At 43.5% G+C, this 14847-nt stretch carries 12 protein-coding genes, 3 tRNA genes, 3 rRNA genes and 1 riboswitch; of the genes, 15 read left to right on the forward strand and 3 right to left on the reverse strand.

The window, feature by feature from the left end; translation table 11 throughout:
* Nucleotides 1-3 precede the first annotated feature (3 nt).
* Nucleotides 4-789 carry an ABC transporter permease gene (locus tag AKG34_RS01615; RefSeq protein ID WP_053344500.1) on the forward strand — a complete coding sequence of 262 codons (786 nt, stop codon included), beginning with the start codon at nucleotides 4-6 and terminating at the stop codon, nucleotides 787-789.
* A 39-nt stretch (nucleotides 790-828) separates the two neighbouring features.
* Here AKG34_RS01615 and AKG34_RS01620 read toward each other — a convergent pair whose 3' ends face one another.
* Nucleotides 829-1317, reverse strand: coding sequence for an acyl-CoA thioesterase (locus tag AKG34_RS01620; RefSeq protein WP_053344501.1), 489 nt, complete (start codon nucleotides 1315-1317; stop codon nucleotides 829-831).
* Nucleotides 1310-3619, reverse strand: coding sequence for a 5-methyltetrahydropteroyltriglutamate--homocysteine S-methyltransferase (metE, locus tag AKG34_RS01625; RefSeq protein ID WP_152952227.1), 2310 nt, complete (start codon nucleotides 3617-3619; stop codon nucleotides 1310-1312). The genes AKG34_RS01620 and metE overlap by 8 nt, the downstream gene beginning before the upstream one ends.
* 155 nt (nucleotides 3620-3774) lie before the next feature.
* Nucleotides 3775-3965, reverse strand: a riboswitch (cobalamin riboswitch).
* Nucleotides 3966-4180: 215 nt separating this feature from the next.
* Between metE and AKG34_RS01630 the strand changes: the two genes are divergently transcribed.
* The 7 genes from AKG34_RS01630 to perR all read left to right on the forward strand — a co-directional run bounded on the left by AKG34_RS01630 (nucleotide 4181) and on the right by perR (nucleotide 7887).
* Nucleotides 4181-4600 (forward strand): potassium channel family protein, encoded by a 420-nt coding sequence (locus tag AKG34_RS01630; RefSeq protein ID WP_053344503.1) that lies wholly within the window; start codon nucleotides 4181-4183, stop codon nucleotides 4598-4600.
* Nucleotides 4601-4662: 62 nt separating this feature from the next.
* Nucleotides 4663-5133: a thioredoxin-dependent thiol peroxidase gene (bcp, locus tag AKG34_RS01635; protein WP_053347943.1), complete on the forward strand. Its 471-nt coding sequence runs from the start codon at nucleotides 4663-4665 to the stop codon at nucleotides 5131-5133.
* Nucleotides 5134-5144: 11 nt separating this feature from the next.
* Nucleotides 5145-6254 (forward strand): aminopeptidase, encoded by a 1110-nt coding sequence (locus tag AKG34_RS01640; RefSeq protein ID WP_053344504.1) that lies wholly within the window; start codon nucleotides 5145-5147, stop codon nucleotides 6252-6254.
* A 498-nt stretch (nucleotides 6255-6752) separates the two neighbouring features.
* Complete coding sequence (locus tag AKG34_RS29180) at nucleotides 6753-6872, forward strand: NAD(P)-dependent oxidoreductase (RefSeq protein WP_269083712.1); 120 nt, start codon at nucleotides 6753-6755, stop codon at nucleotides 6870-6872.
* A complete protein-coding gene (locus AKG34_RS29185) occupies nucleotides 6841-6963 on the forward strand; it encodes a hypothetical protein (protein WP_269083713.1) in 123 nt (40 codons plus the stop codon). Before AKG34_RS29180 ends, AKG34_RS29185 begins: the two co-directional genes overlap by 32 nt.
* A gap of 42 nt (nucleotides 6964-7005) precedes the next feature.
* Complete coding sequence (locus AKG34_RS29190) at nucleotides 7006-7287, forward strand: NAD(P)-dependent oxidoreductase (RefSeq protein ID WP_269083714.1); 282 nt, start codon at nucleotides 7006-7008, stop codon at nucleotides 7285-7287.
* A 156-nt stretch (nucleotides 7288-7443) separates the two neighbouring features.
* The gene (gene perR / locus AKG34_RS01650; RefSeq protein WP_053344506.1) at nucleotides 7444-7887 is read left to right on the forward strand and encodes a peroxide-responsive transcriptional repressor PerR; all 444 of its coding nucleotides are present in this window, start codon (nucleotides 7444-7446) and stop codon (nucleotides 7885-7887) included.
* Between the two features lie 105 nt (nucleotides 7888-7992).
* On the opposite strand, the gene AKG34_RS01655 is transcribed toward perR, so the two are convergent.
* Nucleotides 7993-8346: a YgzB family protein gene (locus tag AKG34_RS01655; protein ID WP_053344507.1), complete on the reverse strand. Its 354-nt coding sequence runs from the start codon at nucleotides 8344-8346 to the stop codon at nucleotides 7993-7995.
* Between the two features lie 181 nt (nucleotides 8347-8527).
* Here AKG34_RS01655 and AKG34_RS01660 point away from each other — a divergent pair, with 181 nt between their 5' ends.
* From AKG34_RS01660 to AKG34_RS01690, 7 genes are all read left to right on the forward strand, one after another.
* A complete protein-coding gene (locus AKG34_RS01660) occupies nucleotides 8528-9391 on the forward strand; it encodes a nucleotidyltransferase-like protein (RefSeq protein WP_053344508.1) in 864 nt (287 codons plus the stop codon).
* 283 nt (nucleotides 9392-9674) lie between these two features.
* Nucleotides 9675-11225 (forward strand): 16S ribosomal RNA (locus AKG34_RS01665).
* A 175-nt stretch (nucleotides 11226-11400) separates the two neighbouring features.
* Nucleotides 11401-14333: ribosomal RNA gene (locus AKG34_RS01670) — 23S ribosomal RNA — on the forward strand.
* A gap of 116 nt (nucleotides 14334-14449) precedes the next feature.
* Nucleotides 14450-14565 (forward strand): 5S ribosomal RNA (gene rrf / locus AKG34_RS01675).
* The 16S, 23S and 5S rRNA genes sit together here with 3 tRNA genes alongside, the layout of an rRNA operon.
* Nucleotides 14566-14574: 9 nt before the next feature.
* A tRNA-Asn gene (locus AKG34_RS01680) sits at nucleotides 14575-14649 on the forward strand.
* 5 nt (nucleotides 14650-14654) lie between these two features.
* Nucleotides 14655-14746: transfer RNA gene (locus tag AKG34_RS01685), tRNA-Ser, on the forward strand.
* Between the two features lie 9 nt (nucleotides 14747-14755).
* Nucleotides 14756-14830, forward strand: a tRNA-Glu gene (locus AKG34_RS01690).
* Nucleotides 14831-14847: the final 17 nt, after the last annotated feature.

The following is a 14847-nucleotide window of genomic DNA, read 5'->3' on the forward strand; positions in this document are numbered from 1 at the left end:
GAGATGTTCTATGTATCGATGTTTTTTCAATATGTAAGCCAATATATGAAAACGAGATTGCAGTACCGTGCCGATTTTTTCATGGAAATTCTATCTGACCTATTGAATCAGGTCGTGAATCTGGTATTTATCTTAGTTGTTTTCGGACATACGCAATTTTTAAGCGGTTGGAGTCGTGAAGAAATTATTTTTATATACGGATTCTTCCTTATACCATTCGCTCTTTTTTCTTCATTTTTTAATATCTGGGATTTCAATGATCGCTATATCGTTAAAGGTGAGATGGACCGAATATTAACTAGGCCGATCCACAGCCTTTTTCAAGTCATTTTGGAAAGAATTGAGCTTGAATCATTATTTGGTGTTGTGACCGGCTTGATCATTATTTTCTATTCAGGTGCTTCATTGAATCTCGAACTTGCCTGGTATGATCCTATTCTCTTTGTGATTTTTGCAGTCGGCGGGGCACTTGCTTATGCGGCCATCTTTGTAGCGATTGCAAGCATTGGGTTCTGGTCGGATGCGAAAACCTCAATTATGCCCATGATGTACAATATTGGGAACTACGGCCGCTATCCTGTTGATATTTATAACAAGGTTATTCGGTTTGTCCTTACATGGGTGCTTCCATTCGCGTTTGTCGGAGTGTATCCAGCCTCTTATTTTCTTAGAAAAGAAGAGTGGTATGCTTATGCATTTGCAACACCGGTTATCGGGCTTGTCTTTTTCACTGTATCTGTTTTCATTTGGAATCAGGGAGTGAAAAGGTACCGCGGGGCCGGAAACTAAAGAATCCCTTCAACATTAATACTGTTGAAGGGATTTTTCTTATTTACGCTTATTCTTTCTTTCAATATATCTAGCTTGTGCTTGTACAAATTGCAGCTTTTCCTCTTCCGTTTCCGGAAATACCTGAGGAACGGGGGTGGGTTTTCCATCTTCGTCTATTGCTATCATCGTTAAAAAAGCGCGGGCTGTAAGCTGTTTTTCACCGGTTAATAGGTTCTCTCGCTCCACTTTTACAAATACCTCCATCGACGTCCGATGGGCACAGGTGACAAAGGCCTCTAGGTTAATCGCATCCCCTGTCTTGATTGGTGCCAAAAAGTCAAAGGAATCGCTTGATGCTGTCACAACTGGTTTTCGGCAATGGCGCATTGCTGAAATGCAGGCGATTTTATCTACATAGGCCATAACTTTACCGCCAAAGATGGTGTTGTGATGATTTGTATCTGGTGGGAAAACAAGATCCGTTAAAAAAGTCCGTGACTGCCGGGTAGGATTAGCGTTTGTAAAATCAATACCTTTTTCAGTCATTTGCCTGTTGATTGACCAATAGGTTTTTGCGAACGATTGTTGCGGCTTCCACCATATTTTTCAAAGAAGCAACGGTTTCAGGAACGCCCCTTGTTTTCAGACCGCAGTCCGGGTTAATCCAAAATTGATCTTTATCTAATACTTTGATGCCTCGTTCAATCATATCGACCATTTCCTCGACTGCAGGAACGCGTGGGCTGTGAATATCATATACGCCTAAGCCAATGCCCTTTTCATATGTTTTTTCCTCAAATGCGGAAGCAAGTTCACCGTGGCTGCGAGATGTTTCGATGGAAATCACATCGGCATCCAAGGAAGAGATGACATCCATGAAGCTGTTGAAATCGCAATAACACATATGCGTGTGAATTTGCGTTGTATCTTCCACACTTGAAGTAGAAATCAAGAAGGAGTTCACAGCCCATTTTAGGTATTCTTCGCGGTCGCTTTTTTTCAGGGGCAGACCTTCTCTAAGGGCAGGCTCATCCACCTGGATCATTTTGATTCCGGCAGTTTCTAACGCTCCCACTTCTTTTTCCAAGGCAAGCGCTAACTGGTAGCAAACATTCTCCCGTGAAATATCATCACGGACAAATGACCAGTTTAGAATCGTTACAGGACCTGTCAGCATTCCTTTTACTGTTTTCTTAGTCAGAGATTGTGCGTACACACTTTCACGGACTGTCATCGGCTCGATGAAATGCACATCGCCATAGATAACAGGGGGTTTTACGCAGCGAGAACCGTAAGATTGCACCCATCCCTTTTCAAGGAAAACGAATCCACCTAGCTTATGACCGAAAAATTCAACCATATCTGTTCGTTCAAACTCTCCGTGAACAAGAACATCCAAGCCGATTTCTTCCTGGATATCGATCCATCTGCTGATTTCTTCGTTAACAAATGTTTCATATCGTGCAGCAGTCCATTCCCCTCGTTTGAATTTTCCGCGGGCTTGTTTTACTTCAGCCGTCTGCGGAAAGCTTCCGATTGTTGTTGATGGAAGGAAAGGCAGTTTGAAAAATTCCTGTTGTTTTTGATAACGCTCTTTAAATGGCAGCTGACGGCCGGCTGTTTGACTCTTCGCCTGTTCGACACCAGTTTGGACGTCTTTATGATTTCGCGCATTTGAACTTGCTAACGTTTGAAGTGCTAATTTGTTAGCGGCTACTTTTTCAGCAATTGCTTCGGCACCTTGATTACTACCTTTAACTAGTAGAGTGATTTCTTCAAGCTTCTCATCAGCAAAAGCAAGGGCCTGTTGCACATCTTTAGTAAGAGCCGTCTCATTACGAACCGTTACTGGTACATGAAGCAGGGAGCAAGAGGGTTGAAGCCAAATTTGGTCTTCGGCTACGGTTTTTGTGATGGTCTTGATCAACTGATTCTTTTTCGATAAATCGGAAAGCCATATGTTTTTCCCATCAATCACACCTGCACCGAGCACTTTGTCTTTCGGGAAGCCGAATTCTTGGAGATTACTAAGATTTTTCCCTTTATCATGGACAAAATCAAGACCGATCCCTTGAACGTGTAATTCAATCACCTCTTGGTAGTGCTCTACCGCATCAAAGTATGTTTGTAGCATGATGTTCAAGTTTGGAGCTGCTTCATTCAATTTTTCATATAAGTAAGTAACAGTTTGCATATCATCTTTAGAAATGGAAGAAACAAGGGAGGGTTCATCCATTTGCACCCACTTCACGCCTTCTTGTTCTAGCTCTTGCAGAATTTGTGTGTATAAAGGCAGGAGACTAAGGACGATTCCAGGTACATCTTGTTTATTGTAGCCTTTAGAAAGAGTAATAAAAGTATAAGGTCCGACTAACACGGGCTTAGCTTCAATTCCTAGTTTTTCTTTGGCTTCGCGATAAGAAGCAAGTGGTTTATTTTCTGTCAAAATCAGCTGTGACTGTTTTAATTCGGGAACGATATAGTGATAATTTGTATTGAACCATTTCGTCATTTCAGAAGCAACTTCATCCTTGTTTCCGCGAGCCATAGAATAATATACAGAAAGGGGAACGGTGCCGCCTTTATAGGCTGAATAACGCTCAGGAACAAGACCGAACATTACAGACATATCGAGCATTTGATCATATAAAGTAAAGTCATTGACAGGAATAATATCAATACCTTGGTCCTTTTGCTTTTGTAAGTTGCCTAAACGGATGGCTTCTAGCTGTGCCGTAAACTCCGATTCATCGATTTTTCCGGACCAGTAAGCTTCTAATGTGCGTTTCCATTCACGATCTTCCCCAATTCGAGGGTACCCTAAACTACTACTTTTCAATATTCCCATCCTCCTACATTCTTTTTTCTTTAAATAAAATAACAACAAAAAAAGCACCCCTAACCGTCAAAAGAGAAAGTTAGAAATGCTTAAAATAAAGGGGTATACAAAAACCCCTTAAAATTATAAGGTCCCTAACACTTCCCTATTCTCCGTAGGTTAAAACAGTGTTGTCGAAACAGGCAGGTCTCCTGACTTTAGGAATCTTATTAGCGGCAGGCCTTCCCAATCCGAAAATCAGTGGCATATTGCATAGCGCTAACATTCCTATTACAGTGGCGGGACCGTGCCGGAATTTCACCGGACTTCCCTTTTAATCCTAAAAAAATTAGGAACCTATTTCCACATATGAAATTTCACAAACCCGCTGTAAATTAAACTGCAGGCAACAAATATTTATAAAATAAAAACTATTATAAAAATTTAGACAAGCTTATCATATCCCGACTAAAATGGTCAACAAGGAAAAAAGTCTCGGGAAATGGGGTCTGACCCCTAAATAAAGAATATATTGTTTGGACGGGGAGTATGTATAGGGGGAGTGGGTTGTTTTGAAATGAGGCGTGGGGGATGACTTTTTACATCTTGATTGCAGGGATTATTTTTTGCATGGTGATGAGCATTCGAACGTTATTTCTTGTTGAGTCGGGAGGAAAAAAGTTTTCTCTAGAGGATATGCTGTGGCTCGGCAATTTATATGCGACGATATTAGTAGGTTTTGCACTGATTTATTTATTATACGAGCTTCAGAATCATTCGGTGATTCTTGATATGGGCAATCGTTTGGACGGCAGTTTTTACGAGCAACTGAAGACTTCTTTTTATTTTAGTGCAATGACAATGTTTTCAGTAGGGTATGGAGATATAGCCCCGATAGGCATGGGCAGGATGATTGCGACAATCCAGGCGTTCATTGGATACACTCTCCCGGCAGCGTTTGTGATCCGGACAGTGATTGACTTAGAGCAGAAGGAAAGGAAGAATAAATGAAAGTTGTGTTTCTTTCAATTATTGGGTACGCTTACCATAATGAAAGAAATGGAGGGGTAAGAATGACTGTTAAAATTGGAGAAAAAGCACCGGATTTTCAACTTCCTGCAAACAACGGTGAAAAAGTTTCCCTATCGGATTTTAAGGGCAAACACGTTGTTTTATATTTTTATCCGAAAGACATGACGCCTGGTTGCACAACGGAGGCCTGTGATTTCCGTGACCACAATGAGCAGTTTGAGGAATTGAATGCTGTTATCATAGGGATTAGTCCAGATCCGGCGGCGCGTCATGAAAAATTTATTGAAAAATATGGGTTACCTTTTCTGCTACTAGCTGACGAAAATCAAGAAGCTGCTGAATTATATGATGTATGGAAATTAAAAAAGAACTTCGGCAAGGAATATATGGGCATTGAACGTTCAACTTTTCTGATTGATAAGGAAGGAACGATAGTTAAAGAATGGCGTAAGGTAAAAGTCAAAGGCCATGTCGAAGAAGCGCTTGAAACTCTTCGTGATCTAGAAAAATAAGGTACAGCCAGATGAAGGATAAGCGAATAACCAAGCTTGCTGAAAGGCTGATTCATCATTCCGTACAATTACAGCCAAAAGAGAGAATCTTGATACGGGGTCATATCAACATGAAACCGCTATTGAAAGAGCTGATTGATGAAACATACAGAATCGGTGCATATCCATATGTCGAACTGGAAGACGATGAAATAAGCCGACACTTGTTAAAAGGGAATGAGAAGGAACAACTTGATACCTTATCACAATGGACTTTGAGGAAATATACTGATATTGATGCGATAATAATCATCTCCAGTGAAGAAAACGATGCTGAATTGGCAGATGTTCCTGCAGAGAGGCATCGTCTTCATGGGGAAGCGATGAAGTCGTCGACTCTTTTCTATGTAAACAACCGGCGTTGGGTTTTACTTAATTACCCGAACGTCAGATTAGCACAAAAAGCAGGTATGAGCTTTAGAAGGTACGAAGACTTTCTATTAAACGTGTGCACAATGGATTACGGGAAAATGGAAGTGGCACTGAAACCGCTTAAGCAATTAATGGAGCGTACTGAAAAAGTCCGGATTGTTTCACCTGGGACAAATCTCACCTTTTCCATTAAAGGAATGCCGGCTGTCATATGCGCTGGGAAAAACAATCTACCTGACGGGGAAGTGTTCACGGCACCCGTAAAAGAGAGTGTTCATGGTAGGGTAGCTTTCAACACACCTTCAACATATCAAGGAATCACCTTTCGTGACATAGTTTTAACCATACAAAAGGGGAAAATCACGAAAGCAGTTTCTAATCAAAATTCTAAAATGAACGAGATTCTCGATGTAGATGAAGGGTCCCGTTTTATTGGGGAATTCGCGCTTGGAATCAATCCATACATTATGGAGCCAATGGACGATATTTTGTTTGATGAGAAAATATGTGGCAGTCTGCATCTAACTCCTGGCCAAGCCTATCAAGAGGCTGATAATGGTAACCGTTCTTCTACACATTGGGATATGGTTTTGATCCAGCGTCCTGAATATGGCGGTGGTGATATCTACTTTGATGACATTCTGATCCGAAGGGATGGCATTTTTATGTTGCCGGAACTAAGTGCTTTAAATCCAAATTTATTAAAATAAAGCCTTTTTTATCAGGGGTAAGGCTTTTGTCCAACTCAAAAAGAGGACACCTGAATATGCTTTATTAAGGGAATACCTCCTCAGAGAAAGTTGCACGGGACATACAGAGCCCGTGTTTTTTTATGTTAATTAAAAGGTGAGATAAACATGTTAGTACTTTCAACAATTATTCCAAACGAAGACATCCAAAAGCAGATGGAGGATACCTTTCCTGCTTTGAATTTCATTTAACAATAGGATTGGGGGGATGAACCACTTCGTGAAGCAAAAATCTTAATTACATACGGCGAAGATTTAACAGATGAGACAATTGAGAAAGCACCGAATTTAAAGTGGGTTATGGTTATGCGTGCAGGTATGGAATTAATAAAGCCATTGAGAAGCGCGGGATTTTGGTAGTGCACGATTGGGATGCTTTTACAGTACGAAAAGAAATTGAAACAGCTTATCAAGAATGAAGCAGACGAGCTGTGGGATTGAAAGATAGAAGTAGGAGAATTGAATGGGAAATCGATACTCATTCTTGGTGCTGGTGCAATTGGCGGAGAGGTAGCGCGTCTTGGGAAAGCCTTTAGGATGACCACAATTGGGGTCAATCGTAGCGGAGCAGCACATTGATCGTCTTTATTTTGAGTTAGTTGATGTATTACCGGAAGCAGATTACATCGTATCTGTTCTGCCAAGTACGATTGAAACACAGAATCTGTAGCAAAAAGAACACTTTAAAGCTATGAAAGGTTCTGCTGTCTTCGTGAATATTGGACGAGGTGATCTGGTTAAAGAGGAAGTGTTGATAGAGGTTTTACAAAACAGGGAAATTGCTCATGCCATTTTAGATGTATTCGATCCAGAACCTTTAGAAAAGGGACATCCGTTTTGGCGTATGGAAAATGTAATGGTCACACCGCATCTTTCGAGTAAAAGCAGTGAATATTTACCTAGAACCTTTTCAATTTTCGAAAAAACATGCATGAATTCCTGGATAGATGGAAAAGACTTTATCAACGTCATTGATCTATTAAAAGGATACTAGGCACAATTAGAAAATGGGAAAGATTTAAAGGGTTAATGAATAAACTAAAAATGAATCGATAAACAGATGAAATATTGACAAAATCAACGTATAAAAGGTACACTATTTATAAATATTATAATTTAATAATTCATACTTAATGAGAAAAAGAGGTGGATGGCGGTGTCTGAAGTTCAGTTAAAAGAAGCGTTGGATTCCCTTAAAGATACCGGTGTAAGAATAACTCCTCAACGCCATGCGATACTTGAATATTTGATAAGCTCTATGTCTCACCCTACCGCAGATGATATATATAAAGCGCTAGAAGGTAAGTTTCCCAATATGAGTGTGGCTACGGTTTATAACAACTTGCGTGTGTTCCGCGAAGTAGGATTGGTTAAAGAACTTACCTATGGTGATTCTTCAGCAAGATTTGATTTTGTAACGACGAATCATTATCATGTAATCTGCCAAACCTGCGGAAAAATTGTAGATTTTGATTACCCGGCATTGGACGAAGTCGAACATTTTGCAGCACAGGTCACCGGTTTCAATGTTAGTCACCATCGGATGGAAATCTATGGAGACTGTACAGAGTGCTCAAAAAAAGAAGCACATTAAAAAAAGTTCCGCCACTTGGTTGGAACTTTTTTTTTGTTGCAAAAAAATGATACAATTAATCTTGGACCATTTGCCTGGGAGAAATAAGCTCTCTTAAGGGGTTATTTAGTCTTGCAGGCTTTTGCGATTATATTTTTCGTTAAATTCTTCGCCTTCTAACTTTTTATCAAGGGTCAATGGTTCTTCACAATGCATGCAAATATCCACACGCCCTAATATTTTTGTAGGTTTACTACAGTTAGGACATACAACCTGGATCGATTTTGTAGAAAGCATTCCAATCCAAAAATAAACGCCGGTACTTGCAATTATGAATAAAAGACCTAGACCCATAAAAAGTGTCATAACAATAGGGTGTGTTTTAAAGAAAAGTCCGAGATACATCACAATAAAGCCGATGAAAATCAAACTTAAAGCAAATGTACGGATTTTATTGATTTTGCTAGAATATTTAGCCATGGATTGTCCCTCCTAAAATATAACTTTAACTATAACATAAACTACGGATGGAACAAAAAAGAAATAAAGGATACATATTACTTTTGAATATGTTGTTTTTGTAAATATCATCTAGGTGAAATACAGGATTTTGAAGAGTTTTGTCGAATGTAAAAAAAAAAAGGTTTTGGAGGAATTTATAATGGAAGATATCCTTCGCCCGATTTATCAAGAGCGAGCAAGTTTAAAATCTACACTTGGAATCTTGTTAATAGAAAAAAGAGAAAATAACAGCCCGATTACCGATACATTTGACTACATTCTTTTTGTTATTGTAGATGAAGCAGAAGAGTCAGTGTTTTTAAAACACTACACATACCAGGACAAAAAGGCAGCTTTACATATCGTAAAGGAAGAACAACTAAAAGAATGGCTTCTATTAGGTACAAACCGAAAAGTAGTTGACTGGATTTATAACGGAAAGGTCCTTTTTGACCGAAATGAATATTTGGATCATTTGAAAACCGAAATTCGAGAGTTCCCTTTTTATGGAAGGAAGTTGAAGATAGGGATGGAGTTTGCGAAGTTAATTCGCAGATATATGGATGGAAAAGGCTTCTTTGAAAAAGGTCATTATCTTGATGCATATAACCATATTGTTCATTCCCTGCATCACTTAGCTCGTTTAGAAGTAATAGAACAAGGTTTTTATCCAGAAGTTACAGTCTGGAACCAAGTGAAACATATGGAACCTGAAATCTATAAGTTGTATAAAGAATTGATTAGTAGTGAGGAAACGCTTGAAAAAAGATTGGAACTTCTTTTCCTTGCGAGTGAATTTCTTATTTACTCTAGGACGAATACGGGTTCACAGCATTTAGCTGAAATAATGAGTACAAAAGAAGATCCTTGGACAATTGCAGAGTTAATGGATCATCCGGAACTTAAGTTTTATTCAGTAGATCTAGGTGTTCTGTTAGAATACTTAATAGAGAAGAAAGTAATAGATGTCATCAAAGTGGAAACAAAAGGACAAGACGTTTATCATCGATTTTATAGAGTATAAAAAAATATTTCAAAAAAATCATTTTTAGTGTTGACCATTAATAATCTAGGTGTTATATTAATACATGTCGCTGCGGGACATCAGCTTTCGCAGCTTCAACAAAACAAAAAACATCAAAAAAACATGTTGACAAAACAGTCGACAACATGATAAGATGTAAAAGTCGCTTACGAAGTAAACGACAACGAAATTGCTCTTTGAAAACTGAACAAAACAAAGCGCCAACGTTAATTTTTTAAGTGAGCACACACTATCAAAAAGCAAAATGAGCAAGTCAAACATTTCTTCGGAGAGTTTGATCCTGGCTCAGGACGAACGCTGGCGGCGTGCCTAATACATGCAAGTCGAGCGAATCGATGGGAGCTTGCTCCCTGAGATTAGCGGCGGACGGGTGAGTAACACGTGGGCAACCTGCCTATAAGACTGGGATAACTTCGGGAAACCGGAGCTAATACCGGATACGTTCTTTTCTCGCATGAGAGAAGATGGAAAGACGGTTTCGGCTGTCACTTATAGATGGGCCCGCGGCGCATTAGCTAGTTGGTGAGGTAATGGCTCACCAAGGCGACGATGCGTAGCCGACCTGAGAGGGTGATCGGCCACACTGGGACTGAGACACGGCCCAGACTCCTACGGGAGGCAGCAGTAGGGAATCTTCCGCAATGGACGAAAGTCTGACGGAGCAACGCCGCGTGAACGAAGAAGGCCTTCGGGTCGTAAAGTTCTGTTGTTAGGGAAGAACAAGTACCAGAGTAACTGCTGGTACCTTGACGGTACCTAACCAGAAAGCCACGGCTAACTACGTGCCAGCAGCCGCGGTAATACGTAGGTGGCAAGCGTTGTCCGGAATTATTGGGCGTAAAGCGCGCGCAGGTGGTTCCTTAAGTCTGATGTGAAAGCCCACGGCTCAACCGTGGAGGGTCATTGGAAACTGGGGAACTTGAGTGCAGAAGAGGAAAGTGGAATTCCAAGTGTAGCGGTGAAATGCGTAGAGATTTGGAGGAACACCAGTGGCGAAGGCGACTTTCTGGTCTGTAACTGACACTGAGGCGCGAAAGCGTGGGGAGCAAACAGGATTAGATACCCTGGTAGTCCACGCCGTAAACGATGAGTGCTAAGTGTTAGAGGGTTTCCGCCCTTTAGTGCTGCAGCTAACGCATTAAGCACTCCGCCTGGGGAGTACGGCCGCAAGGCTGAAACTCAAAGGAATTGACGGGGGCCCGCACAAGCGGTGGAGCATGTGGTTTAATTCGAAGCAACGCGAAGAACCTTACCAGGTCTTGACATCCTCTGACAACCCTAGAGATAGGGCGTTCCCCTTCGGGGGACAGAGTGACAGGTGGTGCATGGTTGTCGTCAGCTCGTGTCGTGAGATGTTGGGTTAAGTCCCGCAACGAGCGCAACCCTTGATCTTAGTTGCCAGCATTCAGTTGGGCACTCTAAGGTGACTGCCGGTGACAAACCGGAGGAAGGTGGGGATGACGTCAAATCATCATGCCCCTTATGACCTGGGCTACACACGTGCTACAATGGATGGTACAAAGGGCTGCAAACCTGCGAAGGTAAGCGAATCCCATAAAGCCATTCTCAGTTCGGATTGTAGGCTGCAACTCGCCTACATGAAGCCGGAATCGCTAGTAATCGCGGATCAGCATGCCGCGGTGAATACGTTCCCGGGCCTTGTACACACCGCCCGTCACACCACGAGAGTTTGTAACACCCGAAGTCGGTGAGGTAACCTTTATGGAGCCAGCCGCCTAAGGTGGGACAGATGATTGGGGTGAAGTCGTAACAAGGTAGCCGTATCGGAAGGTGCGGCTGGATCACCTCCTTTCTAAGGATAAATACGAGAGCGCTTTTGTTTTGTTCAGTTTTGAATGAGTAATTCATTCAGATTCGAAAGATCTCATCACGTTGTGATGGAATTTTTTCTTCTTTGTTCCTTGAAAACTAGATAATAGATAGAAGGCAATTAATTTTTTCAAAGCATCAGTAAGATCTTTTTTAACGGTTAAGTTAGAAAGGGCGCACGGTGGATGCCTTGGCACTAGGAGCCGATGAAGGACGGGACTAACACCGATATGCTTCGGGGAGCTGTAAGTAAGCTTTGATCCGGAGATTTCCGAATGGGGAAACCCACTGTTCGTAATGGAACAGTATCTTTACCTGAATACATAGGGTACTGAAGGCAGACCCGGGGAACTGAAACATCTAAGTACCCGGAGGAAGAGAAAGCAAATGCGATTTCCTGAGTAGCGGCGAGCGAAACGGAATTAGCCCAAACCAAGAGGCTTGCCTCTTGGGGTTGTAGGACACTCAACATGGAGTTACAAAGGAACGGGGTAAATGAAGTGATCTGGAAAGGTCCGTCAAAGAAGGTAAAAACCCTGTAGTTGAAACTTCGTTCCCTCCTGAGTGGATCCTGAGTACGGCGGGACACGAGAAATCCCGTCGGAAGCAGGGAGGACCATCTCCCAAGGCTAAATACTACCTAGTGACCGATAGTGAACCAGTACCGTGAGGGAAAGGTGAAAAGCACCCCGGAAGGGGAGTGAAATAGATCCTGAAACCGTGTGCCTACAAGTAGTCAAAGCCCGTTAATGGGTAATGGCGTGCCTTTTGTAGAATGAACCGGCGAGTTACGATTTCATGCGAGGTTAAGTTGATAAGACGGAGCCGCAGCGAAAGCGAGTCTGAATAGGGCGAATGAGTATGAGGTCGTAGACCCGAAACCAGGTGATCTACCCATGTCCAGGGTGAAGTTCAGGTAACACTGAATGGAGGCCCGAACCCACGCACGTTGAAAAGTGCGGGGATGAGGTGTGGGTAGCGGAGAAATTCCAATCGAACCTGGAGATAGCTGGTTCTCTCCGAAATAGCTTTAGGGCTAGCCTCAAGATGAGAGTATTGGAGGTAGAGCACTGATTGGACTAGGGGCCCCCAACGGGTTACCGAATTCAGTCAAACTCCGAATGCCAAATACTTATTCTTGGGAGTCAGACTGCGAGTGATAAGATCCGTAGTCGAAAGGGAAACAGCCCAGACCACCAGCTAAGGTCCCAAAGTATACGTTAAGTGGAAAAGGATGTGGAGTTGCTTAGACAACCAGGATGTTGGCTCAGAAGCAGCCATCATTTAAAGAGTGCGTAATAGCTCACTGGTCGAGTGACTCCGCGCCGAAAATGTACCGGGGCTAAACGTATCACCGAAGCTGTGGATTGACACCGTATGGTGTCGATGGTAGGAGAGCGTTCTAAGGGCGTTGAAGTCAGACCGGAAGGACTGGTGGAGCGCTTAGAAGTGAGAATGCCGGTATGAGTAGCGAAAGAAGGGTGAGAATCCCTTCCACCGAATGCCTAAGGTTTCCTGAGGAAGGCTCGTCCGCTCAGGGTTAGTCGGGACCTAAGCCGAGGCCGAAAGGCGTAGGCGATGGACAACAGGTTGATATTCCTGTACCACCTATACATCGTTTGAACGATGGGGGGACGCAGAAGGATAGGGTAAGCGCGCTGTTGGATATGCGCGTCCAAGCAGTTAGGCCGGAAACGAGGCAAATCCCGTTTCCATTAAGGCGGAGCTGTGATGGCGAGGGAAATATAGTACCGAAGTTCCTGATTCCACGCTGCCAAGAAAAGCCTCTAGTGAGATGTAAGGTGCCCGTACCGCAAACCGACACAGGTAGGCGAGGAGAGAATCCTAAGGTGTGCGAGAGAACTCTCGTTAAGGAACTCGGCAAAATGACCCCGTAACTTCGGGAGAAGGGGTGCTTTTTAGGGTGAATAGCCCAGAAAAGCCGCAGTGAATAGGCCCAGGCGACTGTTTAGCAAAAACACAGGTCTCTGCGAAGCCGCAAGGCGAAGTATAGGGGCTGACACCTGCCCGGTGCTGGAAGGTTAAGGGGAGAGGTTAGCGCAAGCGAAGCTTTGAACCGAAGCCCCAGTAAACGGCGGCCGTAACTATAACGGTCCTAAGGTAGCGAAATTCCTTGTCGGGTAAGTTCCGACCCGCACGAAAGGTGTAACGATCTGGGCACTGTCTCAACGAGAGACTCGGTGAAATTATAGTACCTGTGAAGATGCAGGTTACCCGCGACAGGACGGAAAGACCCCGTGGAGCTTTACTGCAGCCTGATATTGAATTTTGGTACAGCTTGTACAGGATAGGTAGGAGCCTGAGAAGCCGGAGCGCTAGCTTCGGTGGAGGCGTTGGTGGGATACTACCCTGGCTGTATTGAAATTCTAACCCGCGCCCCTTATCGGGGTGGGAGACAGTGTCAGGTGGGCAGTTTGACTGGGGCGGTCGCCTCCTAAAGAGTAACGGAGGCGCCCAAAGGTTCCCTCAGAATGGTTGGAAATCATTCGTAGAGTGTAAAGGCACAAGGGAGCTTGACTGCGAGACCTACAAGTCGAGCAGGGACGAAAGTCGGGCTTAGTGATCCGGTGGTTCCGCATGGAAGGGCCATCGCTCAACGGATAAAAGCTACCCCGGGGATAACAGGCTTATCTCCCCCAAGAGTCCACATCGACGGGGAGGTTTGGCACCTCGATGTCGGCTCATCGCATCCTGGGGCTGTAGTCGGTCCCAAGGGTTGGGCTGTTCGCCCATTAAAGCGGTACGCGAGCTGGGTTCAGAACGTCGTGAGACAGTTCGGTCCCTATCCGTCGCGGGCGCAGGAAATTTGAGAGGAGCTGTCCTTAGTACGAGAGGACCGGGATGGACGCACCGCTGGTGTACCAGTTGTCTTGCCAAAGGCATAGCTGGGTAGCTACGTGCGGACGGGATAAGTGCTGAAAGCATCTAAGCATGAAGCCCCCCTCGAGATGAGATTTCCCATAGCGCAAGCTAGTAAGATCCCTGAAAGATGATCAGGTTGATAGGTCAGAGGTGGAAGCGTGGCGACATGTGGAGCTGACTGATACTAATAGATCGAGGACTTAACCACGCTTTAAAAAATGAAATACCTTCTTATTATCTAGTTTTGAAGGAATGAAAATTTCTTCTTGCATTTTTTCAAAAAGATGTTATAATAATATATGTCTTAAAAAAATGTTAATAATGTTTGGTGACGATAGCGAAGAGGTCACACCCGTTCCCATTCCGAACACGGCAGTTAAGCTCTTCAGCGCCGATGGTAGTTGGGGGTTTCCCCCTGTGAGAGTAGGACGTCGCCAAGCTTATATCGTTCCGCAGTAGCTCAGTGGTAGAGCATTCGGCTGTTAACCGAACGGTCGTAGGTTCGAGTCCTACCTGCGGAGCCATTATTGGAGAGCTGTCCGAGTGGCCGAAGGAGCACGATTGGAAATCGTGTAGACGGGTAACCCTGTCTCAAGGGTTCAAATCCCTTGCTCTCCGCCATTTACAACTGGCCCGTTGGTCAAGCGGTTAAGACACCGCCCTTTCACGGCGGTAACACGGGTTCGAATCCCGTACGGGTCACCATTTCGAAAACATATGGA

Source organism: Peribacillus butanolivorans, assembly GCF_001273755.1.
Lineage (GTDB): Bacteria > Bacillota > Bacilli > Bacillales > DSM-1321 > Peribacillus > Peribacillus butanolivorans.

Excerpts from the sequence above, each read along its gene's own strand:
- metE (WP_152952227.1), bottom strand. The coding sequence starts at position 3,619 with ATGGGAATATTGAAAAGTAGTAGTTTAGGGTACCCTCGAATTGGGGAA.
- AKG34_RS01615 (WP_053344500.1), top strand. The coding sequence starts at position 4 with ATGTTCTATGTATCGATGTTTTTTCAATATGTAAGCCAATATATGAAA.
- AKG34_RS01640 (WP_053344504.1), top strand. The coding sequence starts at position 5,145 with ATGAAGGATAAGCGAATAACCAAGCTTGCTGAAAGGCTGATTCATCAT.
- bcp (WP_053347943.1), top strand. The coding sequence starts at position 4,663 with ATGACTGTTAAAATTGGAGAAAAAGCACCGGATTTTCAACTTCCTGCA.
- AKG34_RS01630 (WP_053344503.1), top strand. The coding sequence starts at position 4,181 with ATGACTTTTTACATCTTGATTGCAGGGATTATTTTTTGCATGGTGATG.
- AKG34_RS01660 (WP_053344508.1), top strand. The coding sequence starts at position 8,528 with ATGGAAGATATCCTTCGCCCGATTTATCAAGAGCGAGCAAGTTTAAAA.
- AKG34_RS01620 (WP_053344501.1), bottom strand. The coding sequence starts at position 1,317 with ATGACTGAAAAAGGTATTGATTTTACAAACGCTAATCCTACCCGGCAG.
- perR (WP_053344506.1), top strand. The coding sequence starts at position 7,444 with ATGGCGGTGTCTGAAGTTCAGTTAAAAGAAGCGTTGGATTCCCTTAAA.
- AKG34_RS01655 (WP_053344507.1), bottom strand. The coding sequence starts at position 8,346 with ATGGCTAAATATTCTAGCAAAATCAATAAAATCCGTACATTTGCTTTA.